The following is a 24,436-nucleotide window of genomic DNA, read 5'->3' on the forward strand; positions in this document are numbered from 1 at the left end:
CTATACCGACGTGCGCCGCCACTGCTGGTGGGTGCCGGTGCCACACGTCCACTGCGCGAGGCGGGCACCGTCGGTGGTGGCGGCGTTGAGCACCTCCAGGCACTTGCCGCTGTGCCGGGCGACGAGCTGCACGTAGCCCGAGCCGACGTCCTGCACCCGCCACTGCTGGTTCGTGCCGCCGTTGCAGCTCCACTGGATCACGCGGACCCCGTCGGCGGTCGCGGTCGCGCCGCCGTACACGTCGAGGCACTTGCCGCTGTGCACGCTGACCACCGTCTGGTAGCCCCCGCCCGCGTCCTGGAAGCGCCACCGCTGGTTGGGCTGACCGTTCGCGGCCCACTGCACCAGCTCGGCGCCGTCGGTGGTCGCGTTGTTGTAGACGTCCAGCAGTTTGCCGCTGTGCCGCGCGGTGAGGGTGTAGGTGGTCGGCACCGGCACTGTGGTGTCCGGGGCCAGCCGGTACAGCCCGGAACCGTGGGCCGGTAGCGACCGGGTGAGGGTGCCGGTGACCGTGCCGAGGGCCGCACCGGACCACAGGTCGGTCACGGCGGCTGACCCGATCCCGAGGTCGGCGAGGTTCACCGACACCTGCGCCGCGCTGCCGTCCCGGTTGAACAGGGCGACGTACCGATCGTTGCTGCCCGGCACGTCCGCGGTCCACACCTGCCGGCTGCCACCGTAGAGCTGACGGTTGTTCGTGCTGTTCTGGTTGACTCCCAGGACCGCGGCGTTGGTCATCAACGCCAGCTCCGCGGCGCGGTTCTCGACCAGGTTTCCGCCCCACATCAGCGGCGCCCGGTTGATCGCCCAGAGCGACATCAGGGTGCGCTGCTCGTCGGCGCTCAGGTTGGAGTATCGCGGCGACCCGACCGGCCCGTACTTGGAGAGCCGTCCGATCGGGATCATGTCGGCGTCGGGCCAGGCGCCGGTGGTGCGGTACGGGGTCCAGTTGCGCAGTTGGTCGAAGAGCGCGTCCACCGACGACCAGTTGTCCCACAGATCGTTGACGATCCGCCACATGTGCGCGTTGGCCTGGACGTGTGCGCCGCTGGCCAGCGAGGTCGGGCCGGGTGACAGGCTCAGCACCATCGGGCGGCCGCTGCGCTGGATGGCCGTCCGGTACCCCTCGACCTCCGACTGCCGGTACGTCGGGGCGGCGATGTCGTCCACCTTCACGTAGTCGACGCCCCAGGAAGCCAGCAACTGGAACAGCGAGTCCAGGTAGGCCTGCGCGCAGGGGTTGGACATGTTCAGGCCCCACATCAGGTTGAGCCAGGCCGCGGTGGTGGTGTTGTTGATCTGGTTGGCGCGGCAGGTGGTGCCGAGGATCGGAACGTTGTCGGCGACCGCCTGGCGGGGAATGCCACGCATCAGGTGGACGCCGAACTTCAGCCCCTGCCCGTGGACGTAGTCGGCCAGCGGCTTGAACCCGTTGTCACCGGCGGCGGACGGGAACCGGGTGGTGTCCGGCAGCAGCCGCCCGTTGGCGTCCATCCGGAGTCGAGGTTGCAGGTTCGCGTCCTGGTTGGGGCTGTTGTTGTGCCGACCGGGGTAGTACCAGGCCCAGTCGATCACCACGTATTCCCAGCCGAACTGCCGCAGGTTCGTGGCCATGTAATCGGCGTTGGCCCGGACGTCAGCCTCGGTGACGCTCCAGTTGAACGAGTCGTAGCTGTTCCAGCCCATCGGCGGGGTGTCGGCCACCCCGTTGTCCCACGCGACCGCCCGCTCCGGCGGATCGGCGACGACCATTCCGGCCGCCACGAGAAGCATCACCAGCAGGGCCGCGACGCGGCGGAACGCCAGAGGTACCAGAACCACCCGCATCAGAGCCTCCCACGACGACGCCACGTTTCCATCGTGCATTGTCGATGTTAACGCTCACAAATCCCAGGGGTCAACCCACCTCCCTCCCCTGCCCCGGCCGCTACCCACCCCTGCCGCGATCTTGCACGTTGTGCGTGCCAGAAGAGCGAAGCGGACCAATCGTCGACCGACGGTGCAAGATCGGCGCGGGGCGAGGCAGCGCGAGGGGGGTCAGGTGTTGAAGCGGGCTTGTACGGCGGCGCGGGTGGGCATGGCGGTGGCGCCTCCCGGGGATTCGCAGACCAGACCGGCCACCCGCAGGGCGAAGGCGACCCGGTCGGTCCAGCCGGACGGGCTGTCCGGTTCGCCGTCGACGAGCAGGTCGGCGATCAGCGCGGCCATCACCGAGTCACCCGCGCCGGTGGCGTCGATCGCGTTGACCTTGGGGGCCGGCACCCGGACCGGGTCGGCGTCGGCGGCGGCCAGCACCGCACCGGCCGCGCCGAGCGTCACCACCACTGTGGCCGCCCCCAGCTCACGCAGGTACGCCGCCACCCCCTCGACCGGCTCGCCGGGATAGAGCAGCACCGCGTCGGCGGCGCTCAGCTTGACCAGGTGCGCGCCGGCGGCGAACTCGGCCACCACCTCGCGCAGCCCTTCCAGCGCGGCTGGCCCGTTCAGCAGCCGCGGCCGTACGTTCGGGTCGAAGACCCGCAGGCCGGGGGCGAGCGACCAGGCACGGCGGGCGGCGGCCAGCGGGTCGGGTCGGAGCAGCACGATCGAGCCGCAGTAGAGCACGTCGGCGCCCTCCAGCAGCGCCAGGTCCAGGTCGTCGGGGCCGAGCAGTGCGTAGGAGGGCGGCTCGCCGTAGAAACGGAAGTCGGGCTCCGGCCCGGCGTACGTGACCACTGCGAGCGTGGTCGGCGCCGACACCGTGATCGCACCGGCCACCCCGACGTCGGCAGCGGTGAGGAAGGCGCGGATCCGGCCGCCCAGCGCGTCGTCACCGAGCGAGCCGACGTACTGTGCCGCACCGCCGAGTCGGGCCACCCCGACGGCGACGTTGAGCGGCCCGCCGCCGATGGTCTGCCGATAGACCCGCTCCCCGTCGAGCTCGCTGTCGAGCAGGTCGACGAGCGCTTCGCCGAGCACCACCGCGTATCCCATGCCGATCCTCTCGTCGTCGCCACCGGCCGCCGATCGCCGAGACGATCGCCGTGGCACCAGGCTGGCACAGCGCACGGCCCGATGAGCGCAGAAGGCCGTGCACCGACGTGCGCGCTACCCCGGCTGGTGGATCGGCCCGTCGAGCGCGGCGAGGGGGCGGCCGGTGCCGCCCCACCGGGCCGCGACTATCTGCGCGGCCACACTCACCGCGGTCTCCTCCGGGGTACGACCACCGAGATCCAACCCGATCGGGGAGGCGAGCCGGGCGAGTTGCGCCGGGCTGAGCCCTGCCTCGCTGAGCAGCTTGTGTCGCTCGTCGTGGGTGCGGCGCGAGCCCATCGCACCGACGTACGCCAGCGGGTGGCGCAGTGCCAACTCCAGCAACGGCACGTCGAACTTGGGGTCGTGGGTGAGCACGCACACCACGGTCCGCTCGTCGAGCCGGTCGGCCGCCAACTCCGTACGCAGGTAGCGGTGCGGCCACTGCACCACCACCTCGTCCGCCTCGGGGAAGCGCCGCGCGGTGGCGAAGACCGGCCGGGCGTCGCAGACGGTGACCCGATAGCCGAGGAACGCCCCGATCCGCGCCACCGCGGCGGCGAAGTCGATCGCCCCGAAGACGATCATCCGGGGGCGGGTGGCGTACGTGGTCACGAAGAGGCTGGTGCCGCCGCCTCGGCGCAGCCCGTGGTACCCGTACCGGAGCATTCCGCTGCGCCCGGCGGCGAGCAGCCCGAGGGCGTCGGCGCGGGCGGCGTCGTCGAGCCGGTCGTCGCCGAGCGAGCCGACGGTCCGCTGGCCGGTCAGCACCAGCCGGCGGCCAGGCCGGCGGGCCGGGTCGCTCGGCCCGACACCCGGCGGGTGACCCGCGTGGGCCGGTGGGCCGTCGGTGTCGGTCGGGTCGATCCCGGTGCGGGCCGGTGGGGGGCCCGCGTCGACGGCCACGCAGGTGACGATCGCCGCCGGGTGGCCGTCGCGGCGGGCGGCTGCGACCGCGTCCAGCCCCGGCAGAGCGCTCGCGTCGACCCGCTCCACGAACACGTCGAGGATGCCGCCGCAGGTCAGGCCCGCTGTGTACGCGTCGTCGTCACTGATCCCGTAGCGACACAGGTCGGGCTGGCCGATGTCGAGCACGCGACGGGCCCGCTCGTAGACATCCGCCTCGACGCAGCCGCCGGAGACGCTGCCGATGACAGTGCCGTCGGCCGCGACCATCATGGCGGCGCCGGGCGGTTGCGGGGCGGAGTGCCAGGTGGCCACGACGGTGGCAAGCGCGACCGGCTCGCCGTCGCGGCACCGGCGGTGCACCTCGTCGAACACGTCCGGCACCGGCTGCCGCCTTCCGTTCCCGCTCCCCGTACGCAGGATATGGCGTCCAACGGCGACCGGCGGCTCTTCTCATGCATCGAGCAATGCCTATTGCGCTCGGCGCGTTAGGCGTGGTGGGATGACGCGTACCGGGCGGTGCGAGGGCTGCGGCGCCGCCGGTTGCCGGGTTGGTTAGACGCGAGGGCACCGGTCCAGGGACAGGACCGTCGACGGCGCACGTCCACTGGTTGTCTTCCGCCGGGGCACGTCGCCGTGATCGTCGCACCGCTCACGACAGCGGGGCGATCAGGCCCACATCCCACCCGATGGCGGCGAGGCGGCTCAGGCAGCGCGCCTCGCGAGTCAGGAGAACCCGTGAATCGTTCCCGTACGGCCGCGTTACTCACCGCGGCCGTGACCCTCGCCCTGGGCGCTGTCGCCCTGGCGTCCAATCCGCAGCCGGCCGCCGCGCACGGCGCGGCGATGACGCCGGGCAGCCGCACCTACCTGTGCTGGCAGGACGGCCGCAGCTCGACCGGTGAGATCAAGCCGAACAACCCCGCGTGCTCCGCCGCCGTGGCGCAGAGCGGGGCGAACTCGCTGTACAACTGGTTCAGCGTGCTGCGCTCCGACGCTGGCGGTCGGACCACCGGCTTCATCCCGGACGGGCAACTGTGCAGCGGCGGCAACACCGGCTTCCGCGGCTACGACCTGCCCCGCACCGACTGGCCGCTGACCCACCTGACCGCCGGCGCGCGGTTGGACTTCAAGTACAGCAACTGGGCGCACCACCCGGGCACGTTCTACTTCTACGTGACGAAGAACAGCTGGAGCCCGACCCGGGCCCTGGCCTGGAGTGACCTGGAGGAGCCGTTCCTCACGGTGACCAACCCGCCGCAGCGTGGGGCGGTCGGCACCAACGACGGTCACTACTACTTCAGCGGCAACCTGCCGTCGGGCAAGAGTGGCCGGCACATCATCTACTCCCGCTGGGTCCGCTCGGACTCGCAGGAGAACTTCTTCGGCTGCTCCGACGTGACCTTCGACGGCGGCAGCGGCCAGGTCACCGGTGTGGGTCCGGGTGGTACGCCGACCGACCCGCCGCCCACCACCCCGCCGCCCACCGACCCGCCGCCCACCGACCCGCCGCCGACCACCCCGCCACCGACCACCCCGCCGCCGGCCGGCGGTGACTGCATGGCGGTCTACAAGGTGAGCAGCACCTGGCAGGGCGGTTTCCAGGGCGAGGTCACGATCATGAATCACGGCAGTACGCCGTTCTCCGGTTGGACCGCGAGCTGGACCTGGCCCAACGGGCAGGCGATAAGTCAGATCTGGGGAGCCACCCAGACGACGTCCGGGTCAACGGTGACGGCGACAAATGTCGCCTACAACGGCACTGTCGCACCGGAAGGCACCACGACGTTCGGCTTCCTGGCCAGCACGTCAGGAACCAACGGACTCCCCACTGTCACCTGCGCCCGCCGCTGACCACCACACTGAAATGATCAAGGGGTTTGCGCCACCGGAACCGCTTCCGGATGACGCAAACCCCTTGATCAACAGGGTGGGGCAGGGTCAGCGGACCATGGAGCCGACCACCGGCTTCGTGAGCAGGGCGGACTGGTTGCGCTGGATACCCGGGTCGAGGGTCTTGGCCACGAAGATCGCGTGCCAGATGCAGAAGATCAGCACCGTCCACACCTTGCGGGAGTGGTCGGCCTCCTCCCGCTTGTGCTCGTCGAGCAGCCGCAGCGCGTACGACAGGTCGAGCAGGTCGCCCGCTCCCGAGGTGCTGAGCACGTGCCGGGCCCACTCGTACATCTCGCCGCGCAGCCAGACCCGGGTGGGGGTCGGGAAGCCCAGCTTCTTGCGGTTGACGATGGCGGGCGGCACGACGCCCTGCAACGCCTGACGCATCGCGTACTTCGTGGCGTCGGAGCGCGGCGGCAACTTCAGGTCGACCGGGATCTTCGCCGCGACGTCGAAGACCTCACGGTCGAGGAACGGCACCCGCACCTCCAGCGAGTGCGACATCGAGATCCGGTCGGCCTTGACAAGGATGTCGCCGCGCAGCCAGGTGTAGAGGTCGACGTACTGCATCTTGGTGACGTCGTCGAGCTCGGTGCACTCGGCGTAGATCGGGGCGGTGACATCCGTGTAGCGCACCGAGGGGTCGTAGCGGCGCATCAGGTGCTGCTTCTCCTCCTCGGTGAACATCCGGGCGTTGCCGTAGTAACGCTCCTCGATCGGAGTGGTGCCGCGCTCCAGGAAGCTCTTGCCCTTGACCCCCTGCGGAATCGCCTTGGAGACCGCGCGCAGCCCCTTCTGCACCCCGCCGGGCAGGCCGTTGACGGTGCCCAGCGACAGCGGCTCCCGGTAGATCGTGTAGCCGCCGAAGAACTCGTCCGCGCCCTCACCGGAGAGCACCACTGTGACGTGCTCGGCGGCCTTCTTGGCCACGAAGTAGAGCGGCACCAGCGCGGGGTCGGCCACCGGGTCGTCCAGGTGCCAGACGATCTTCGGCAGCGCGTCGATCATGTCCTGCGGACCGATCTTGGTGGGGATCGTCGTGACGTCGAGGTGCCGGGCCGAATCCTGGGCGACGTCGATCTCCGAGTAACCCGGCACGTCGTAGCCGACGGTGAAGGTGAGGATGTTCGGGTTGAACTCCCGCGCCAGCGCCACCACCGCTGTGGAGTCGATGCCGCTGGACAGGAACGAGCCGACCGGCACGTCGGAGCGCATGTGCATGCGCACGCTCTCCCGCAACGTCTCACGGATCTCGTGGTAGAGCTTCTGCTCGTCGTCGACCGGCGCCGGCCGGAACACCGGCCGGTACCACCGGCGCACGTCGATCCGACCGCCCGGGGTCCAGTTCAGGTACTCCCCGGAGCCGATCCGGCTGATGCCCTTGTGCAGGGTGCCAGGCTCAGGAACGTACTGCAGGGTCAGATAGTGGCTCAGGTTGGCCGTGTCGACGCCCGCGTCGCCCTGGTAGTTGCTGTGCGCGAACGGCAGCAGCGCCTTCTTCTCCGAGGCCAGGTAGAGGCCGTCGGCGGTCTCCAGGTAGTGCATCGGCTTGATGCCGAAGTAGTCGCGGGCACCGAAGGCGCGGCGTTCCTGCCGGTCCCAGATGACGAAGGCGAACATGCCCCGCAGCCGGGTGAGCACCTGCTCACCCCAGAAGTGGTAGCCCGCGACGATCACCTCGCCGTCACCGGCGGTGGCGAACTGGGCGCCGAAGTTTCTGATCAACTCCTCGCGCAGCTCGATGTAGTTGTAGATCTCGCCGTTGAAGGTCAGCAGGTAACGGCCGTTCGCGTAGGGCAGTGGCTCGTGGCTCGACGCGACGTCGATGATGGCCAGCCGCTTGTGGGCGAACACGCCGTCCGCGTACCGGCCGGAGGCGTCGCCGACCACCTCGACCCCGGTCTCGTCGGGGCCGCGGTGGTGCAGGCATTCCAACGCTCCGGCGATGTGGTCGCGATGCGCGGCGGCGTTGCCGTTCGCGCTGAAGAAGGCCAGAAGTCCGCACATGGTGGCCATCTTTCCACGCGCGCTGTCGGCCCTTGCAGCCGTCCGTCGATCCACCCGACTCCGAGGGGGCGTTACCGCCAACCGGACGCGCGGTACCGTCGGGACCAGCAACGAAGCGGAGGGAGCGGCGCAATGACCGAGGGACAGACCGACGGTACGCCGACGGACGGTACGGAATCGCACGATCCGGACTTCCCGGAGGCGTTCCTGTCCTTCATGCGGCAGGGCTGGAGCGACACGGCGCTCCCCGTGACGCCCCGCCCGGAGACGCCCAACTACGCCAAGCGGCGGGCTGCCCTCTCGGCGGCCTTCCCCGGCGAGACGCTGGTGATCCCCACCGGCACCGAGAAGGTCCGGGCCAACGACACCGACTACCCGTTCCGGCCGGGCAGCGACTTCGCCTACCTGACCGGCGACCACGACGCCGACAGCGTGCTGGTGCTGCGCCCGAACGGCTCGGGGCACGACGCGACGCTGTACATGCGGCCCCGGTCCTCCCGGGAGACCGACGAGTTCTTCCGCAGCCGCAACGGCGAGCTGTGGGTGGGCCGGCGGCACACCCTCGGCGAGAAGTCGACCGAGCTGGGCCTGCCCACCGCCGACCTGACCGGCCTGGAGGCGGCGCTCGCCGACCTGGCTCCGGGGCGTACCCGGGTGTTGCGCGGTTTCGACGCCCAGGTGGACGCGGCCGTCCGCCCCTACGACGGGCCCCGCGCCGATGGCCAGCCGGCCCGGGACCGGGAACTGGCCATCACCATCTCGGAGATGAAGCTGGTCAAGGACGAGTGGGAAATCGGCCAACTCCAGGACGCGATCGACGCCACCGTCCGCGGCTTCGAGGACGTGGCCCGGATCCTGCCGGCCGACCGCGCCGTCTCCGAGCGGCTACTCGAAGGCGTCTTCGCGCTGCGCGCCCGCCACGACGGCAACGACGTCGGCTACAGCTCGATCGTCGGTGCCGGTGAGCACGCCACGATCCTGCACTGGGTGCACAACCACGGCGCCACCCGACCGGGTGACCTGCTGCTGATGGACATGGGCGTCGAGGGCCGCAACCTCTACACCGCCGACGTGACCCGGGTCCTGCCGGTGAACGGCCGGTTCACCGCCCTGCAGCGCCAGGTCTACGACATCGTGTACGCCTCGCAGCAGGCCGGCATCGAGGCCATCCGCCCCGGGGTGAAGTTCAAGGACGTCCACCTGACCTGCATGCGGGTGCTCGCCGAAGGGCTGGCCGAGCTGGGTCTGCTGCCGGTGAGCGTGGACGAGGCGATGGACGAGAAGTCGACCGTCTACCGCCGGTGGACGCTGCACGGCTTCGGCCACATGCTCGGCATCGACGTGCACGACTGCGCCAACGCCCGCAAGGAGACGTACCGCGACGGCGCGCTGGGCGAGGGCTACGTGCTCACCGTCGAACCCGGTCTGTACTTCCAGCCGGAGGACGAGCTGGTCCCCGCCGAGCTGCGCGGTGTGGGCATTCGGATCGAGGACGACGTGCTGGTCACCGCGACCGGCGCGGTGAACCTGTCGGCCGGGCTACCCCGTACCTCCGACGAGGTGGAGACCTGGCTGGCCGAGCAGCGCGAAGCCGGCCCCCGCCTCCCCAGCTAACCCGCGTGCCCCGCTGACCCGCGTGCCCCGCTGACCCGCGGCCCCGCTGACCCGCTGACCCGCGTGCCCGCTGACCCGCCTGGCCCTCGCCCCGAGGGCCAGGCGGCCTGGGGTCTACGCCGTGATCCACTCGGTTTCCCTGAAGTCGCGCTGTCCCCGTCGCTCGGATACCGCGACTTCAGCAAAACCGAGTGGATCACGCCGCGGGGGCGCGCGGTGTGCGGTTTCCGCACATCGCGACGGCCGCATCCCCGACAGGCGACGTGCCCCCGCCCCCGACGTCCTCGTCGGGGACGACACTGCCGGGCGCGACACCCCCGTCCGGCCGCGACACCGCCGTCGGTGACGACCCCGCCGTCAAGCGCGACACCGCCGACGGGGACGACCCCGCCGTCAAGCGCTACACCGCCGACGGGGACAACGCCGCCGTCAGGCGCGACACCACCGTCAAGCGCGACACCACCGTCAAGCGCTACACCGTCGTCGTGGACGACACGGCCGACAAGCTCGACGCCGCCGTCGGGCGCGACACCGTCAACCGACCTCGCCACATACCCGGGCCCGGCCCGGCGGAGCCCGTCCGGACCGCGTTGAGGGCTGGCAACCGGGCGCCTCCGGCCGTGATCCACTCGGCTTCCTTGAAGTCGCGCCATCCCAGCCGCTCGGACACCGCGACTTCAGCAAAACCGAGTTGATCACGGCCAAGGGCACACAACGTTCGGTATCCGCACACCCGCACGGCGGCGACGACGTCCCGGCGGCCGGACGGTAACGACGGGTTCGAGTGGGTACGGCGGCGTTCCCCGCCGGCTCGCCCAGCGTGCCGTCCGTCGGCGTTTGTGCTGCTCAGGTTCTTTTCTACCGGCTCGGACCGGTTGCCCGCCGTCGACTGAACTGCGTCTAATGCGTGGTTATTTCGGATAAGTCCGCATCGCGAAGATGGTTCTCATACGGTGAGGATCAGTGGCTGCAACCCGTTTGTAGCTGGTCGTGGCGCCTCGGGCGGTGCGATCCCGTCTGGTAGCAGGAAAGGGCGGAAGGCTCTGATGTCCAACGACGTAACGAGTACCGACGGCGGGGCCTCGGCAGCTCCGCCGACACGGCGAAGGCGGGCGCTCTGGGTCGCCGGTGTGGCCGGGCTGACCGGCGTGGTCGGCTTGGCGGCCCTCGGCGGCGTCGCCGCTCGGAACGACAAGCCGAAGTCCGACCAGGTGTCCGACGCGCAGCCGTCGACCAACCGGCAGAACGTCAGCGACGACGGCGGCGCGGACAAGGGTGGCGCCAAGGACGACGGCGGTCAGGACGAGTGGAGCGGCGGCGACTGGGGCGGCTTCGACGACCAGTCCGGCAAGGACCGCAAGGATGGCGAGGACCGCAAGGATGGCGAGGACGGCAAGCACGACGAGAAGGACCGCACCAAGCAGGTCCCGTGCGATTCCGACAAGCTGATCCAGGCGATCACGTTCGCCAACAACGACGACGGCGGTGTGCTGGAGCTGGCTCGGGGCTGCACCTACACCCTGACTCGCAACCAGGACGGCAACGGCCTCCCGGTGATCACCGAGCACATCACCCTCAAGGGTGAGCACACCATCATCGGCCGCGAGGCAACCGCCGACTACTTCCGCATTCTCAATGTCGGCGCTGGCGGGCACCTCACTCTGAAGGGCCTGAGCATCAGGGGTGGCCAGACCCTTCAGCCGCCGATGACCGCAGACCCGGCGACGGTCTGGGCGCCGTACTCGGCTCTGGCCCGCTCGACAGTGGCCAAGCCGTCGGTCCCGGCGGCGCGTGCCGCCAAGCCGGCGATCACGGCCGCACCCGCCGCCAAGCCAGCAGCGGCAGCGGCAGCGAAGCCGGCGGCAACCGCCGCCAAGCCGTCCGCGAAGGCCACCACCAAGGCAGCACCGGCCAAGACAGCACCGGCCAAGGCAGCGCCCGCCAAGGCAGCGCCACCCAAGGCAACCGCCAAGGCAGCACCCGTCAAGGCCACCGCGAAGGCTGCGCCCGCCAAGGGTCCGGCGGCCGCAACCAAGGCCACTCCGACAGCCACCAAGACCGCCGCCGCGACAGCCACCAAGGTCGCCGCCGCCGCCAAGCCGGTGGCCGCAGCGGGAGCAGGGCCGGCGGTGGCGCCGCTGGTCGAGCAGCCTGGGTTCACCGACGGCGCCGGGGTGCTGGTGCAGCCCGGTGGTCGCGCGGAGATCCTGGACAGCGAGTTGCTCTACAACCAGTCCGGCGGCAACGGCGGCGGGTTGGCCAACTTCGGCAGCACCAGGCTCAGCAAGACGACGGTTGCGCACAACACCGCCTTCTTCTTCGGCGGCGGCATCTTCAACGCCGGCGTACTCCAGGTCGACGAGTCGAAGATCAAGGACAACACCGGGATCATCGGTGGCGGCGGCATCTCCAACGGCGCGGCGCAGATCTTCACCGAGGAGGTCGACGGCGGTTCGGTCTGGGTCTACAAGAGCGAGGTCACCGACAACGAGACGCTCGGCTTCGGCGGCGGCGTCCTGGACGTCGAGGGCACCACGACGTTGCACCAGACGACTGTCAGTGACAACACCGCACTGCTCGACGGTGGTGGCGTCGCGGTGGCCGACAGCCGGCTCACCCTCGAGGACGCCACGGTGGTCAAGAACAGCGCCGCTCGCTCGGGTGGCGGCGTGGCAGTGACCTTCGACAGCGTTGCGACGATCGAGAGCAGCAGGATCAACGACAACACCGCAGGCTCTTCCGGTGCCGGCCTCTTCAACGAGGAGAGCGTCACAACGCTGCGCGACAGCGAGGTGTCGGGCAACCGGGCCGTCGGTCCGTTCGCCCGCGGCGGCGGCATCCTGAACACCGAGGGCGGCGAGGTCACGCTCCACCGGACGAAGGTGGCGCACAACTTCTCCACCCTCCCGCCGGGGGGCATCTTCAACAGCCTCGGCGGCACGGTGACGCTGGACGACGAGTCGGCGGTCACTGCCAACCGCCCGACCAACTGTTTCAACGTTTCGGACTGCTTCGCCTGATCGGGTGGGGCTGATCCACATAGAGGGCGCGCCCCTCCGAGCCGTGGCGGCTCGGAGGGGCGTACCCATTTGGGCAGGTCACGGGCCTGCCGGCCGGCTTGGGTGGTGGTGTGTCGGTCCAGCCCTCGCTGGGGGCAACATGAACCGAATGTGGGCTTCTCTCGGATAAGCCCGCGAGGCGAGGAACCTTCTCATACGGTGGTTTTGGGAGCTACAACCGATTTGTAGCAGGGGACGCCCGTCTGACGGCGGCGACCCTGTCTGGTACGAGGAGAGGGCAGAGAGCTCCGATGTCCAACTACCTAACGAACAACGAAGCCTCCGGGCGGGCGACGGCGAAGAGCCGCCGCAAGCTCTGGCTCGCCAGTGGCGTGGCCGGTTTGACGGGCGTGATCAGTCTCGCGGCGGTGGGCGTCGCGGGCAGCGCCGGAGCGGTCGGCCTGAACTGGAACACCGCGCAGGTCAGCAAGGACGGCGACCACCGCGGTGATGAGGCGCGCGACTGGGACAAGGACGAGGACCGGAACAAGGACCGGGACAAGGACCGGGACAAGGACAAGGACAAGGACCGGGACAAGGACCACGAGCGCGGGAAGGAGGTGCCCTGCGACACCGACAAGCTGATCCAGGCGATCGTGTTCGCCAACAACAAGCACGGCGGTGTGCTGGAGCTGGCCAAGGGCTGCACCTACAACCTGAGCCGCAACGACTACGAGGGCAACGGCCTTCCGGTGATCACCGAGCGGATCACGCTCAAGGGCGAGCACACCACGATCTCTCGGGAAGCCACTGCGGACTACTTCCGCATCCTCAATGTCGGCGCCGGTGGTCACCTCACCATCAAGGGCCTGACCATCAAGGGTGGTCAGACCCTCGAACTGGAGAACGGTGTCGAGCCGGCCGCGGTCTGGGCGGCCTACTCGGACTCCGAGGCGCTCGCCGCGCAGGTGAAGGCGGGCACCCCGTTGGCCCAGGCGCTCACCGCGCGGCAGGCCAACCCGAAGGCGGGCCTGAAGGCCGCGCCGAAGGTCACCAAGAAGGCCACGCCGGGCGCCGTCACGCCGCTCGTCGAGGAGCCGGAGGAGAACGACGGCGCCGGAATCCTGGTTCAGCCGGGTGGCACCGCCGAGATCCTGGAGTCCGAGGTCGTCCTGAACCAGTCGGGCGGCAACGGTGGTGGTGTGGCCAACTTCGGCACCACGAAGATCTGGCACAGCACCGTCACCCGTAACACCGCCTTCTTCTTCGGTGGCGGCGTGTTCAACGCCGGCCTGCTCAAGGTCGAGGAGTCGAAGATCAAGGACAACACCGCCGTCATCGGTGGTGGCGGTATCTCCAACGGCGCCGCGGAGATCTTCACCGAGGACGTCAACGGCGGAACGGTCGAGCTCAAGAAGGCCGAGATCACCGACAACGAGACGCTCGGCTTCGGCGGTGGCTACCTCGACATCGAGGGCAACACCACGGCGTACGAGACCAAGTTCGTCTCGAACACCGCGGTCCTCGCCGGTGGCGGTATCGCTGCGGCGGACAGCCAGCTGAACCTGCACAACGTCACGGTGGAGAAGAACAGCACCGCCGGTGTCGGTGGCGGTGTGGCCATCGCCTTCGACAGCGTGGCCACCTTCGAGAAGAGCAGCATCAAGGACAACACCGCCGGCTTCTTCGGCGGCGGGCTCTTCAACGCCCTCAGCGTCACCACGCTGCGGGACAGCGAGGTTGTCGGCAACCGGGCCGTGGGCCCGATCGGGGTCGGCGGCGGCATCTTCAACATCTTCGGCGAGGTCAACCTGTCGAAGACGATCGTCGCCCACAACTTCTCCACCTTCGCGCCGGGCGGTGTCTTCAGCTTCTTCGGAGACGTGAACGTGGACGACAAGTCCGCCATCACCGCGAACCGTCCGACCAACTGCCTGGCCATCCCGGGCGGCACCATCGAGAACTGCTTCGCCTGATCGATCACCCTCGGGTGACGATGACTCAGCACCCTCGGGTGACGACGGCGTAGCGCCAGCACAACAGACCGGCCCCCTTCCGCGAGACGCGGAAGGGGGCCGGTTCACGTCACTTCTGGACGAAGACCGCCACGCTGCGCGCCGGTACGGTGAACGCGCCGGCCGCCCGGTCGAACGAGGCGGTACGCAGCACCGGGTCGGCCGAGTCGACAAGCACCGGGTGCAGTGCCACGTCCGCTCCGCGCAGTCCGGTCACCGTCTCGGTGGCCGCCGACGGGGTGCTGTTGAAGACGACTGTCAGCGACTTCCACGGCCCGCCCAGCCCTCGGGCGTCCAGGGTCATGGTCAGCACCCCCGGCGTCTCCTGGGCACCGGACAGCGGGAACGCCACCCGCCGCTGCACCTGCTCGGCGGTGGCCAGCCCGAACACCGGCGACGATGCCCGGATGCGCAGCAGCTCGGCGTACCGGGCGTCGGTGGTGTTGATCGCCGCGCAGTCCGGCACCAACGCCGGGTCGGCCAGCAGCGGCTTCGCGTACGACCACTTGTCCTCGTTGTCGGGCGCGGGCGGCAGACCGGCGCCGAACCCGTTGCCCCGTTCACAGCCCCAGCGGATCTGGTTGAACCAGTCCCCGGAGTTGTACGAGTTGCGGTCCAGCGACTTCGACCGCAGCCGTTCGGTGCCGGCGGTGACGAACCCGGTGCCCTGTCCCAGCACCACGGTGCCCAGCGCCAGCACCTGCATCCGTGAGCGGTCCGCCGCCGTAGTGGCCTGCGGCAGTTTGTACGCCAACGCGTCGTACAGGATCTCGTTGTCGTGCGCGTCGGCGTAGGTGACGGCCTCCCCCGGCGCGGCGGTGTAGCCGGCCGGGGAGCCGTTGTAGTCCACCTGCGCCCCGGTGACCTGCCGCCCGGCGGTGTCGGTGAACCGGTAGTCGCGCAGGTTGCCGGTGAGCCCCACCTTGATGAGGTCGTGGGCGTGCAGCAGCCGGGCCTTCTGCTCGGCGGCCGACCCGTTGACCGGGTCGCCGTTCGGGTCGGTGTAGAGCCCGGAGGCGAAACCCTGCACCCGGGGGTTGGCGTCGAACGGTCCGCCGCCGCGCACCGCGTCGCGCAGCCGGTCGTTGAACGTGCCGATGCCCGTGCCGGCCATGTTGGCCTGGGTGGCCTGCACGAAACGAACGTCGTTGGCGACCTCGCCGAAGTTCCAGCCCTCGCCGTAGAGCATGATCGCCTTGCCGTCCACGCCGTCGCGGGCGACGGTCAGCCGGTCCAGGGCGGCACGGACGGCCAGGATGTTCGCCTTCGGGTGGTGGCCCATCAGGTCGAACCGGAAGCCGTCCACCTTGTACTGCCGGGCCCAGGTGACAAGCGAGTCGACGACCAGCTTGCCCATCATGGCGTGCTCGGGGGCGGTGTTGGCGCAGCAGGTGGAGTCGGCCACGGTGCCGTCCTCCAGCAGCCGGTGGTAGTAGCCGGGCACGATCTGGTCGAGCACCGACTTCGCGTCGGTGCCGGCCGCGGACGTGTGGTTGTAGACCACGTCCATCACCACCCGCAGCCCGGCGTCGTTCGCCCCGGTGACCATCCGCCGGAACTCGGTGGTCCGCGCCGCGCCGACCGGGTCGACGGCGTAGCCGCCCTCGGGCACTGTGTAGTGCAGCGGGTCGTACCCCCAGTTGTAGCCGTCTGTTTCGGCGACAGCGGCCACGCATTTCTGCTGCTCGGCCGAGTCTGGCGGGAGTGCCGCCAGGTCGCAGGCCGGCTGGCGCTGGTCGGCCCGCTTCTCGGGGATCGTCGCGAAGTCGAACGCCGGCAGCAGGTGCAGGTGGGTGACTCCGGCGTCGCCGAGCGCCCGCAGGTGGGTCATGCCGGCGGTCTTCGGGTCGGTGAACGCGAGGAACGTCCCCCGCCGCTCGGCCGGCACGGTCTCGTCGGCGATGGAGAAGTCCCGCACTGACAGTTCGGTGATCTGCGCCTTCGCGGCCGGCACCGGCGCCGGTTTGCGCAGCGTGCGCCACCCGGGAGGGGCCAACGCCGGGTCGTTCAGGTCGACGAGTTGGCTGTGCGTGGAGTCCGCAGCGAGGGCCACCGAGTACGGGTCGGTGACCGACGCGGTGACCATCCGCTGCGCCGCCGGCTGCCACGCCCGCACCTCGTACCGGTAGAACTTGCCGGTCCAGGTGCGGTCGCCGCGTACCGACCAGACGCCGGTGCGGTCGTCTCGGCGCATGGGCACCGTCTTCGGCGTGGCGGTGGGCGAGTCGAACAGGTGCAGCGCCACGTTCCGGGCGGTCGGCGCCCACAGCGCGAGGCTCGGCGTCCGGCCGGCGAAGGTGGGCCCGAGGGTGGCGTCGGCCGCCCGGGCGTACACGTCGTCGAGCACACCGGGGATCTGCACGCCGGTCGCGGCGAGCAGCGCACCCTCGGCGTCGCGTTCGGTGACCAGCAGCTGCCCGCGCAGCGCCGCCCGGACCTTGGCCAGGTCCGCCCGGTCCAGGGCGAAGCTACGGTACGACCACAGGTGCGGGAACCTGTCGCGTTGGGCCTCGGTGAGCCCGTTGCGTTGCGCCCGCAGCGGCAGCGTGGTGTACGTGCCGGTCAACTCGCCGTCGACCACGCTGACCCCGCCGGTGGGCGCGGCGACCAGCGCGTACGTCTTGCCGTCGGTCGGCGGGGTCTGCCACGCCACTGTGGACCTGTCGATCCAGTGCGCCTTCTGCTTGCTGATGTCGGTGTCTCCGCTGGCGGTGGTGGCCGTCGACGGCAGCAGGCGGCCCGGCGTGGCGGCGAGCAGCCACACCTCCCGGCCGGCGCTGGCGAAGTCGAGCCGCTGGTCGTCGGGGAGGTCCTTGGTGTCGCCCTGGTGGATGATGTAGTTCAGGCCGGTGGCGCCGGCGGCCAGCGGCACCCGGAACACCGCCCCGAACGCGTCGACGGACGTCGGCCGCAGCGGGGCGGACCACTCGGTCGGGTTGGCCGCGCCGTCCCACAGGTGCAGACCCCAACCGTCGTAGTTGCCGTCGGCCCTGCGGTAATGGAGCACCGCCGTGCCCTCGTCGACCGGCGGGTCCGGCTCACCGGTGGCCGCCTGCCTGCTCGGGTAGATCGCCGGGTCACCCTGCTTGAGCCAGATCTCCCCGGTGGACGTGACGTCGATGCTGCGGTCCTGGGCGACGTCCTTGGTGCCGTTGGCGTCGACAACGAGGAAGCTCACCGACTTCGCCCCCGGCTTGAGTTTCACCCAGGCGAACCGGCCATAGGAGTCCTCACCGGCGAACGGCTGCCCCTTCGGCCACTCCGTGACGTACGCCGGGTCGATGTCACCCCAGGCGTACAGCCCCCAGTCGTCGTACCCCCCGGCGGGGCGTTGGTAGTGCACCACCGCCCACTCGCGGGACTTGCCCTGAGCCGGGGTGCCCACGCTGGCGGTGGACCGGGCGGTGGCGATGCGACCCCGACCGTCGCGGACCACCGCCTTGTACTCGACCCGGGTGCCGCCGGCCAGGCCGGTCAGGTCGTGCTGCACGGTGTACGGGGCGTGGTCGGCGCTGCCCAGCAGCGTCCACCGCCCGCCGGCCACCCGGGCCGCGACGGTGACGGTGGCCAGCGGATCACCGGCGACCTGGGCGGTGACCGCCGCCCGGGTGGCGACCGGCACATCCGGAGCCGGGCTGGTGATGGTGATGGTCGGTTTGCCGGCGGCCTGCGCGATGGGGGTGCCAGCCCGGTACACGGTCGCCGACAGCGGTGGCACGGTGAGGGTCAGTTCACCGTCACCGCCGGCCTTCACGTCGCCGGAGCCGCCGTAGATGCCGGTGAAGGTGGCGCCGGGCGACCAGGTGTCCACGATGACAGTCTGCGCGGTGTCGGCGTTGTTCACGGCCACCACGTACTCGGTCCGGTCGGCCGGGGCGATCCGGGAGGCGGCGAAGACGCCCGGGCCGTCGGCGGCGTACCGGGTGACCTGCACACCGTCACGCAGCGCCGGGTGTGCCTGGCGCAGCCGGCCCAGGTCGGCGATGGTCCGGTACAGCGGGTGGGCCGTGTCGAACTGGTCGCTGGCGTGGGTGCGGTCGGTGCCGAGCAGGTCGTCGTCGAGGTAGTCGGGGACCGACGAGGCGAACATGTCCTGGCGGGCGTCCTTGTCTCCGCCCGGGCCGGTGAAGCCCTGTTCGTCGCCGGAGTAGACCACCGGCTGGCCACGGGTCAGGAACATCAACTGGTGCGCGAGCTGGTCGCGACGCAGGTGACTGGCCGGGTCGCTACCGCCACCGGCGATGAACGAACCGATTCGGCCCATGTCGTGGTTGCCGAGGAAGGTGGTCAACCGGCCCGCGTCGGTGTCCCGGGCCGCGTAGAGGTCGTCGCGGGCGTACACGTCGGCGAGCGCCTTCGCGGAGCCGGCGCCGGCGGTGAAGCCTCTGGCGGCCTCCTGGAAGGCGAAGTCGAGGGTGGCCGGCAGGCCACCTTGGCGGACGTAGTTGGAACTGATCTCCGGGTCGGCGCTGTACACCTCGCCGAACATGAAGAAGTCCTTCTTGCCGGCCTTCTCGGCGGCCCGTTCGATGCCCTGGCTGAACTGCGGCCAGAAGTCCATGTTGACGTGCTTCACGGTGTCCAGTCGGAAGCCGTCGACGCCGGTCGCGCCGATCCAGTCCCCGTACGCCTTGGTCAGGCCCCGGACCACCTCGGGACGCTCGGTCCACAGGTCATCGAGGCCGAAGAAGTCGCCGTACTCGCTGTTCTCGCCAGCGAAGGTGGAGTCACCCCGGTTGTGGTACATGGTGGCGTCGTTCAGCCAGGCCGGGACCTTGACGCTCGCGTCCGTCGGTTCGGCGAACGTCGGCGTGTACGGGAAGGACTCCTTGTCGACCGGCGGGAACGCGCGGCTGCCGTCGGCGTAGTTGCGGTCCTCGAACGCCCGGCCCTGCGCGTCGGTGTACGGCGAAGTCGCCTTGTCCACGTACCCGTACTTGTCCTCGGCGTACTTGATCACGTCGGCGGTGTGGTTGACGATCACATCGAGGTAGATCTTGATGCCGCGCTGGTGGGCGAGCCTGACCAGCCGCTTCATCTCCTCCATAGTGCCGAAGTGCGGGTCCACCTGGGTGAAGTCGGTGATCCAGTAGCCGTGGTAGCCGGCCGAGATGTCGTTGCCGGCACCCTGCACCGGCCGGTTCTTGAAGATCGGGGCGAGCCAGATGGCAGTGGTGCCCATCCCCTGGATGTAGTCCAACTTGTCGATGACGCCCTTGAGGTCGCCGCCGTGGTAGAAGCCTTTGTCGGTGGGGTCGAGACCGGTCCGCAGTCGGTCGCCGGTGAGGCCGCCCCGGTCGTTGCGGGGGTCTCCGTTGGCGAACCGGTCCGGCAGGACGAAGTAGAACTGCTCGGCTCGGGCGGAGTTGCCGCCGGCCTTCAGCAGCGCCTCGGCGGTGGGTTCGTCACGCCACTGGGTCGCGCCGCCGACCGCGAGGGGGGCGCCGTCGGACGGCCGGGGGCCCGCGGCGGCGGGGTGCACGGCGACCGGAGCGCCGACGAGCGTGACGGTGAGCAGGGAGGCAAGGGCCAGCAGGGCGGTGCGCGGTATCGGCGGGGGTTTCATCGACGCCTTCCTCTGGTCGCTGATTGGCCGCACGCTAACCCTTGCCGAAACATTCTGCAATACCTTGCAAACATGGTCGCAACAAAGCAGCATCCTTGCGGAAGCGCCGCTCAGAGACCGTCGCAGCGCACCCCGTCAACAGTGCACTCCCGTGGGGTGCTGGACGCCCGCTCCATGTGGAACCGCAACGACACCGAACCGCCGGGCGACACATCAACCCCGCTGACGTACGTGAAGCCGTCGTCGCTCTGCCGGATCGTCCCCTGTGGGACGCCCTCCACCCAGGCGGTCACCAGCCGTCCACCGGAGAACTCCAAGCGCACCGTCCAACCACGGCTCCGATCGGACGCGTTGACCATCGCCACTTCGCCGATGAAACCGCCGTCGAAGCTCTGCACCACCCGGTACCGCCCGGTCATCGCCGGCTGCCCCGCCGACGCCCGGCTCGGAGACCGCGTCGCCGTCGGCCTCCCGCTCGAACCGACCGTCGGGTCGGCCGACGGTGAACCGGACCTGGCCGCGGCGCTCGGCGGCAGCCCACTCGCACGGCCGGATATCCCCGGCAGCGCCGGCACCGGAGACGGCACCGACGTGGGCACGCTCGGCGACACCACAGCGGACGGCAGGGGCAGCGCCGGCGGCCGCGCGCCGTCCGGCGCGGGGCTGCGTCCCCGGTACGCGCCCAGGGCCACGAAGAGCAGGACCACCATCACGACGACACCGGCGCCCACCACGATCCAGGGCGACGTGGCGATCGCGACCGGACCGTGCGGCGGGCGCGGAACACGGCGCATGCCGGACATGTACCTCCCTCAGCGGACCGTCCGGGCAGCGTAGCGATCGACGGCCCGGCCCGGAAAGCCTCGGCGGCGCGGTGCCGCCGTGCCACCGACCCGTCCCCAGCTCACCCGATCCGGCAGTCGACCCCGTTGATCGTGCACTTGAGCGGCCGCTCCGCCGACTCACCCCAGCCGACGCGCAGCCGTAGCGTCCGAGAGTCACCCGCATCCAGCGAACGGGTGCCGCGCAACACGAACTCCCCGTTCCCGCGCCCCTGCACCGAGACGTCCGAGTCGTCACCCACTCGCAGAGCCCACGTGTCGTCGTCGAACGCCAACTCCACCTGCCAGTCCACCGACTGCCCCGACTCGTTGGCGATCGACAGCACCGCCGCGTCCCCGTCCCAGCCGTCCGTACCGACCTGGTACCGGGCGTTGACCGTGTCGTCCGCCGGTTCCGTCGGCGCTATCAGAATGCTCGTCCGCCCCGGAGTCGGCGAGCCGGTCACGGTGGCCCGCGGCGACGGCGTCCGGCTACTGCGCGACGGTCGCGGCGACACCGAGCGCCGCTCCACACCAGCCGGGGTCGGCCCACCGGTGGCCGACGCGGCGGCCGGCGCGGTCGGCAGGAACACCGGAGGCGCGGCCTGCGGCGGTGCGTCCCGCTCCCTGGTGCGAAACGACAACAGCGCGATCACCAGGAGCACCACCAGCGCGCACACACCGAGCAGCACCACGATCCACGGCACCGACGCCAACACCCGCGCAGCCCGCGAATCTGCCGCACCGTCCGGCCGCACCGCCATCAGGTCTCCCCTCGTCCCCCACCGACGCGACAGCGTAGCCAGCGCCGCACGGACCGGAAACCGGGCGGGTACGGATCGGGCCGACCGGCCCCGGTCGGTCAGCCCGTCCGGACGACCGTGCAGATCAGTGGGCCATCATCCGAGATACGCAGCAGGTAGCGGTACCGCTCCCCGGGCACCGCCTGCCCCCGACTGTCCAGGAACTCCCACTCCACCGCCACCATCGTCAACAACGCGGACACCGGCTGCACGTCCTCGATCCGGGCATGGGCCGCGACCAACTCCTGGTCCTGGTAGTCCGGTGCGGCGCCCACGAACGAGAGCGCCACCGCCGCCGCGGACGTGAACGAAAAGCTGTAGGTGTCCGCCACCACCAACCCTGGCAGGGCGTAACAGCCGGCGATGGCCGGCAGATCGCCGGAGGTCAGCGCCACGCCGTACCGGTCGAAGAAGTCGGCCAACGTGTCAAGATCTGTGGAGGCGTTCACGGTCACAGCAATTGCCGGTCACCGCACAGGTCAAACCTCAGCGCGGCGGCACCCGCACCTCGATCTCCGAACCCAACCGGGCGTCGGCGGCCAGACCAAGGTCGTCCCCACTCCAGAACCGCCCCGGGTCATACCAGTTCGGACGCCGGCCCGCCGGCAGCAACCCCATGGCCTCATAGGTCACCGCCACCACCTCGGCGCAGTACGCCGTCTCCAACGCCCGGTCCCGCTCCCCCGCCGACCGAGCCAGGCCAGAGGAGTTGGCACGGTCGGCCGGGATAGCACGGCCGCCCGGGTTGGCACCATCGCCCGAGTTGGCACGGCCGCCCGAGTTGGCACGGCCGCCCGAGTTGGCACGGCCGCCCGAGTTGGCACGGTCACCCGAGTTGGCACGGTCACCCGGGTTGGCATGGTCGGCCGGGTTGGCATGGTCGGTCTGGTTGGCATGGTCGGTCTGGGTCGGTCGAGGTATCGGCTGGCCGGGGCGCGACAGCGCCGACAGCCGACCAAGATGCGGCAGTGCAGACAACCGGCCGGGGCGCGGCAGCGCCGGCACCCGCCCACGCATCCAGCGCCATGCCAACTGCGCTGTCGACGGAAACGGCGTACCGTCCAGCCGGGCGATCGTCCGCAGCACCGCCCGCTCCATCTCCGCGTCGGCAGGCGGGTCGAGCTGCCGCAGCCAGGCCCGTTGGCCGTACCGGTTGGCCCAGACCCCTACCGCGTTCCGCAGGTCGTGCAGCTGAACCCCACGCTGGTGGGTGCCCGACCACAGGTCCGGCAACGATTTGCCCAACTCCGCGTGCCACATCAGCGGCGGCATGTCGTCCAGCACCACCGCCATCCCGACGTGGTTCACCGGGCTGTTGGTGGTGAACTGGATCGCCCGGTCCGGCACGCTGCGACCCCGGAACACCCACACGTCACCGGTGCGGGTCAACTCGACGGCCTCATCCAGGCTGATGCTCATGAGGGTCTAGCCTAGGCCGATGCGGCAACGAATGCGGTGGTGGAAGGTTCTCGGCCTGGCCGGGCTCGCCGGCGTCGCGGCGTCCGGTGTGGTCATCGCGCGGGCCGAACGACGGCGCCGCGCGTACACCCCTGATGAGATCCGGCAGCGCCTCCTGGAGCGGCACGCCCAGGCCAGCGACACCGCGAAGCCCAGCGACCCGGCCTGACTCGCCGTCCCTTGTAGATCGCGCTCTGGGGCACCCGGGCAGGCCGATGATCGATGCGATAAGCCGGTGCGGGTCGGGCTGGATGGGTCAGTGCGGGCGCACGAACGGCGCAGACTGGCGTGATCCACTCGGGTTCCTTGATGTCGGGGTATCCCCGGCACCAGGACACCGCGCTTTCAATGAACCCGAGTCGATCACACCCCCGTGGCCGCCGTGTCGCCAGGCTGAGTGTGGTGGGTGGTTTGTCGGGTTTGGCCTGGGGTGTCGGGTGGTCGGGGCCACCCCGGCGGCGGAATCGTGGGCCGGCCGGGGTCGTTATACATGGCAGACCACCGCGACTACCCCGGGCCGCCGAGCTTCGGCCCCGCCGGAACCCCGTAAGCCCTCCCGCCGGGAACCGCCGCCGGGAACATCGGGCAGGCCGTCCCGGTTACATCCCCCGCACAGCCGAGCACCCCAGCGGCCGAGTGCCGCCACGGCCGACCACGCCGGGTGGACGGAATGACCCGCCTCCGGCAACGGTTACACCCTGTCCCGACGCCTACCCCTTGCGCGGGTCTCCGGGCAAGAACTTCCCCCGCACCACCACCCACCCCCCGAGGTGGTGCGGGCACCCCCTGATGCAGAGGAGCACGCCATCATGCGTACCGATCTGATCCGTAAGACCGCTCTGACCGCCGCTGGCCTCGCGTTCACCGGCGGCGCCATCGCCGGCCCCGTCACCACCGCCTTCGCCGCCCCCACCACCGGCAAGCCGGTCACCCAGACCCAGACCGACCGTAAGGGCGGGCACGGGGAGCGGGAGTTGGGTGTGCGCTACGAAGCCCAGCCGAACTTCTACTACTGCGGCCCCGCCGCCACCCGCAACGCCCTGTCCGTGCAGGGCAAGAACATCAACGTCGATGACATGGCCAAGGAGATGGGCACCACCGAGGCCGGCACCAACTCCATCAACGACATCACCCCGGTGCTGAACAAGGAAACCGGCAAGAACGACGCGTACCGGTCGGTGGAGATCAGCAGCCCCGACGCCGACACCAAGCAGACCGACACCCTGCGCGCCGACATCGTCCACACCGTCGACGACGGCCGCGCCGTAGTCGCCAACATCGCCGGCACCAGCACCGACACCGACGGTGTGAGCCACTCCTACGAGGGCGGGCACTACAT

The 24,436-nt window shown here is 70.3% G+C and carries 16 protein-coding genes; 7 read left to right on the forward strand and 9 right to left on the reverse strand.

Annotated features, from left to right (window positions below):
* The 3 genes from ABZU74_RS21320 to ABZU74_RS21330 form a co-directional block, all read right to left on the reverse strand.
* Complete coding sequence (locus ABZU74_RS21320) at positions 1-1,827, reverse strand: RICIN domain-containing protein (RefSeq protein ID WP_355426447.1); 1,827 nt, start codon at positions 1,825-1,827, stop codon at positions 1-3.
* Positions 1,828-2,037: 210 nt separating this feature from the next.
* Positions 2,038-2,973, reverse strand: coding sequence for a PfkB family carbohydrate kinase (locus ABZU74_RS21325; RefSeq protein WP_355426449.1), 936 nt, complete (start codon positions 2,971-2,973; stop codon positions 2,038-2,040).
* A gap of 114 nt (positions 2,974-3,087) precedes the next feature.
* On the reverse strand, positions 3,088-4,302 hold the full coding sequence (locus ABZU74_RS21330) for an XdhC/CoxI family protein (protein WP_355426451.1): 1,215 nt from the start codon (positions 4,300-4,302) through the stop codon (positions 3,088-3,090).
* A 354-nt stretch (positions 4,303-4,656) separates the two neighbouring features.
* On the opposite strand from ABZU74_RS21330, the gene ABZU74_RS21335 reads away from it, so the two are divergent.
* A complete protein-coding gene (locus tag ABZU74_RS21335) occupies positions 4,657-5,772 on the forward strand; it encodes a lytic polysaccharide monooxygenase (protein WP_355426454.1) in 1,116 nt (371 codons plus the stop codon).
* Between the two features lie 87 nt (positions 5,773-5,859).
* On the opposite strand, the gene asnB is transcribed toward ABZU74_RS21335, so the two are convergent.
* Complete coding sequence (gene asnB / locus ABZU74_RS21340) at positions 5,860-7,821, reverse strand: asparagine synthase (glutamine-hydrolyzing) (protein ID WP_091405235.1); 1,962 nt, start codon at positions 7,819-7,821, stop codon at positions 5,860-5,862.
* A 132-nt stretch (positions 7,822-7,953) separates the two neighbouring features.
* On the opposite strand from asnB, the gene ABZU74_RS21345 reads away from it, so the two are divergent.
* From ABZU74_RS21345 to ABZU74_RS21360, 4 genes are all read left to right on the forward strand, one after another.
* A complete protein-coding gene (locus ABZU74_RS21345; RefSeq protein ID WP_355426459.1) occupies positions 7,954-9,435 on the forward strand; it encodes an aminopeptidase P family protein in 1,482 nt (493 codons plus the stop codon).
* Positions 9,436-9,626: 191 nt separating this feature from the next.
* The gene (locus ABZU74_RS21350; RefSeq protein WP_355426462.1) at positions 9,627-10,130 is read left to right on the forward strand and encodes a hypothetical protein; all 504 of its coding nucleotides are present in this window, start codon (positions 9,627-9,629) and stop codon (positions 10,128-10,130) included.
* A gap of 351 nt (positions 10,131-10,481) precedes the next feature.
* The gene (locus tag ABZU74_RS21355) at positions 10,482-12,455 is read left to right on the forward strand and encodes a right-handed parallel beta-helix repeat-containing protein (RefSeq protein WP_355426465.1); all 1,974 of its coding nucleotides are present in this window, start codon (positions 10,482-10,484) and stop codon (positions 12,453-12,455) included.
* A gap of 290 nt (positions 12,456-12,745) precedes the next feature.
* A complete protein-coding gene (locus tag ABZU74_RS21360) occupies positions 12,746-14,410 on the forward strand; it encodes a hypothetical protein (protein WP_355426468.1) in 1,665 nt (554 codons plus the stop codon).
* A gap of 109 nt (positions 14,411-14,519) precedes the next feature.
* Here the strand turns inward: ABZU74_RS21360 and pulA are convergent, their stop codons facing one another.
* The 5 genes from pulA to ABZU74_RS21385 all read right to left on the reverse strand — a co-directional run bounded on the left by pulA (position 14,520) and on the right by ABZU74_RS21385 (position 23,058).
* Positions 14,520-20,015: a pullulanase-type alpha-1,6-glucosidase gene (gene pulA / locus ABZU74_RS21365; protein WP_355426471.1), complete on the reverse strand. Its 5,496-nt coding sequence runs from the start codon at positions 20,013-20,015 to the stop codon at positions 14,520-14,522.
* 110 nt (positions 20,016-20,125) lie between these two features.
* On the reverse strand, positions 20,126-20,809 hold the full coding sequence (locus tag ABZU74_RS21370; protein WP_355426474.1) for a cellulose binding domain-containing protein: 684 nt from the start codon (positions 20,807-20,809) through the stop codon (positions 20,126-20,128).
* 110 nt (positions 20,810-20,919) lie between these two features.
* Positions 20,920-21,600, reverse strand: a complete 681-nt coding sequence (locus ABZU74_RS21375) for a hypothetical protein (protein ID WP_355426477.1) — start codon at positions 21,598-21,600, stop codon at positions 20,920-20,922.
* A 98-nt stretch (positions 21,601-21,698) separates the two neighbouring features.
* Positions 21,699-22,088 carry a hypothetical protein gene (locus tag ABZU74_RS21380; protein ID WP_355426480.1) on the reverse strand — a complete coding sequence of 130 codons (390 nt, stop codon included), beginning with the start codon at positions 22,086-22,088 and terminating at the stop codon, positions 21,699-21,701.
* Positions 22,089-22,125: 37 nt separating this feature from the next.
* Positions 22,126-23,058, reverse strand: a complete 933-nt coding sequence (locus tag ABZU74_RS21385; protein ID WP_355426482.1) for a hypothetical protein — start codon at positions 23,056-23,058, stop codon at positions 22,126-22,128.
* Between the two features lie 19 nt (positions 23,059-23,077).
* Here ABZU74_RS21385 and ABZU74_RS21390 point away from each other — a divergent pair, with 19 nt between their 5' ends.
* Together ABZU74_RS21390 and ABZU74_RS21395 are read left to right on the forward strand one after the other, a co-directional pair.
* Positions 23,078-23,266: a hypothetical protein gene (locus ABZU74_RS21390; RefSeq protein WP_355426509.1), complete on the forward strand. Its 189-nt coding sequence runs from the start codon at positions 23,078-23,080 to the stop codon at positions 23,264-23,266.
* 640 nt (positions 23,267-23,906) lie between these two features.
* On the forward strand, positions 23,907-24,436 hold a 530-nt coding region (locus tag ABZU74_RS21395), incomplete at its 3' end, for a C39 family peptidase (RefSeq protein ID WP_355426485.1).

The organism is Micromonospora sp. NPDC005171 (genome assembly GCF_040608575.1).
In the GTDB taxonomy this organism is placed as follows: Bacteria; Actinomycetota; Actinomycetes; order Mycobacteriales; family Micromonosporaceae; genus Micromonospora.

What these genes read in the sequence shown, in the direction of transcription:
- ABZU74_RS21320 (WP_355426447.1), bottom strand. Translation starts at nt 1,827, where the DNA reads ATGCGGGTGGTTCTGGTACCTCTGGCGTTCCGCCGCGTCGCGGCCCTG.
- ABZU74_RS21325 (WP_355426449.1), bottom strand. Translation starts at nt 2,973, where the DNA reads ATGGGATACGCGGTGGTGCTCGGCGAAGCGCTCGTCGACCTGCTCGAC.
- asnB (WP_091405235.1), bottom strand. Translation starts at nt 7,821, where the DNA reads ATGTGCGGACTTCTGGCCTTCTTCAGCGCGAACGGCAACGCCGCCGCG.
- ABZU74_RS21345 (WP_355426459.1), top strand. Translation starts at nt 7,954, where the DNA reads ATGACCGAGGGACAGACCGACGGTACGCCGACGGACGGTACGGAATCG.
- ABZU74_RS21355 (WP_355426465.1), top strand. Translation starts at nt 10,482, where the DNA reads ATGTCCAACGACGTAACGAGTACCGACGGCGGGGCCTCGGCAGCTCCG.
- ABZU74_RS21360 (WP_355426468.1), top strand. Translation starts at nt 12,746, where the DNA reads ATGTCCAACTACCTAACGAACAACGAAGCCTCCGGGCGGGCGACGGCG.
- pulA (WP_355426471.1), bottom strand. Translation starts at nt 20,015, where the DNA reads ATGAAACCCCCGCCGATACCGCGCACCGCCCTGCTGGCCCTTGCCTCC.
- ABZU74_RS21370 (WP_355426474.1), bottom strand. Translation starts at nt 20,809, where the DNA reads ATGCGCCGTGTTCCGCGCCCGCCGCACGGTCCGGTCGCGATCGCCACG.
- ABZU74_RS21375 (WP_355426477.1), bottom strand. Translation starts at nt 21,600, where the DNA reads ATGGCGGTGCGGCCGGACGGTGCGGCAGATTCGCGGGCTGCGCGGGTG.
- ABZU74_RS21385 (WP_355426482.1), bottom strand. Translation starts at nt 23,058, where the DNA reads ATGAGCATCAGCCTGGATGAGGCCGTCGAGTTGACCCGCACCGGTGAC.
- ABZU74_RS21390 (WP_355426509.1), top strand. Translation starts at nt 23,078, where the DNA reads ATGCGGCAACGAATGCGGTGGTGGAAGGTTCTCGGCCTGGCCGGGCTC.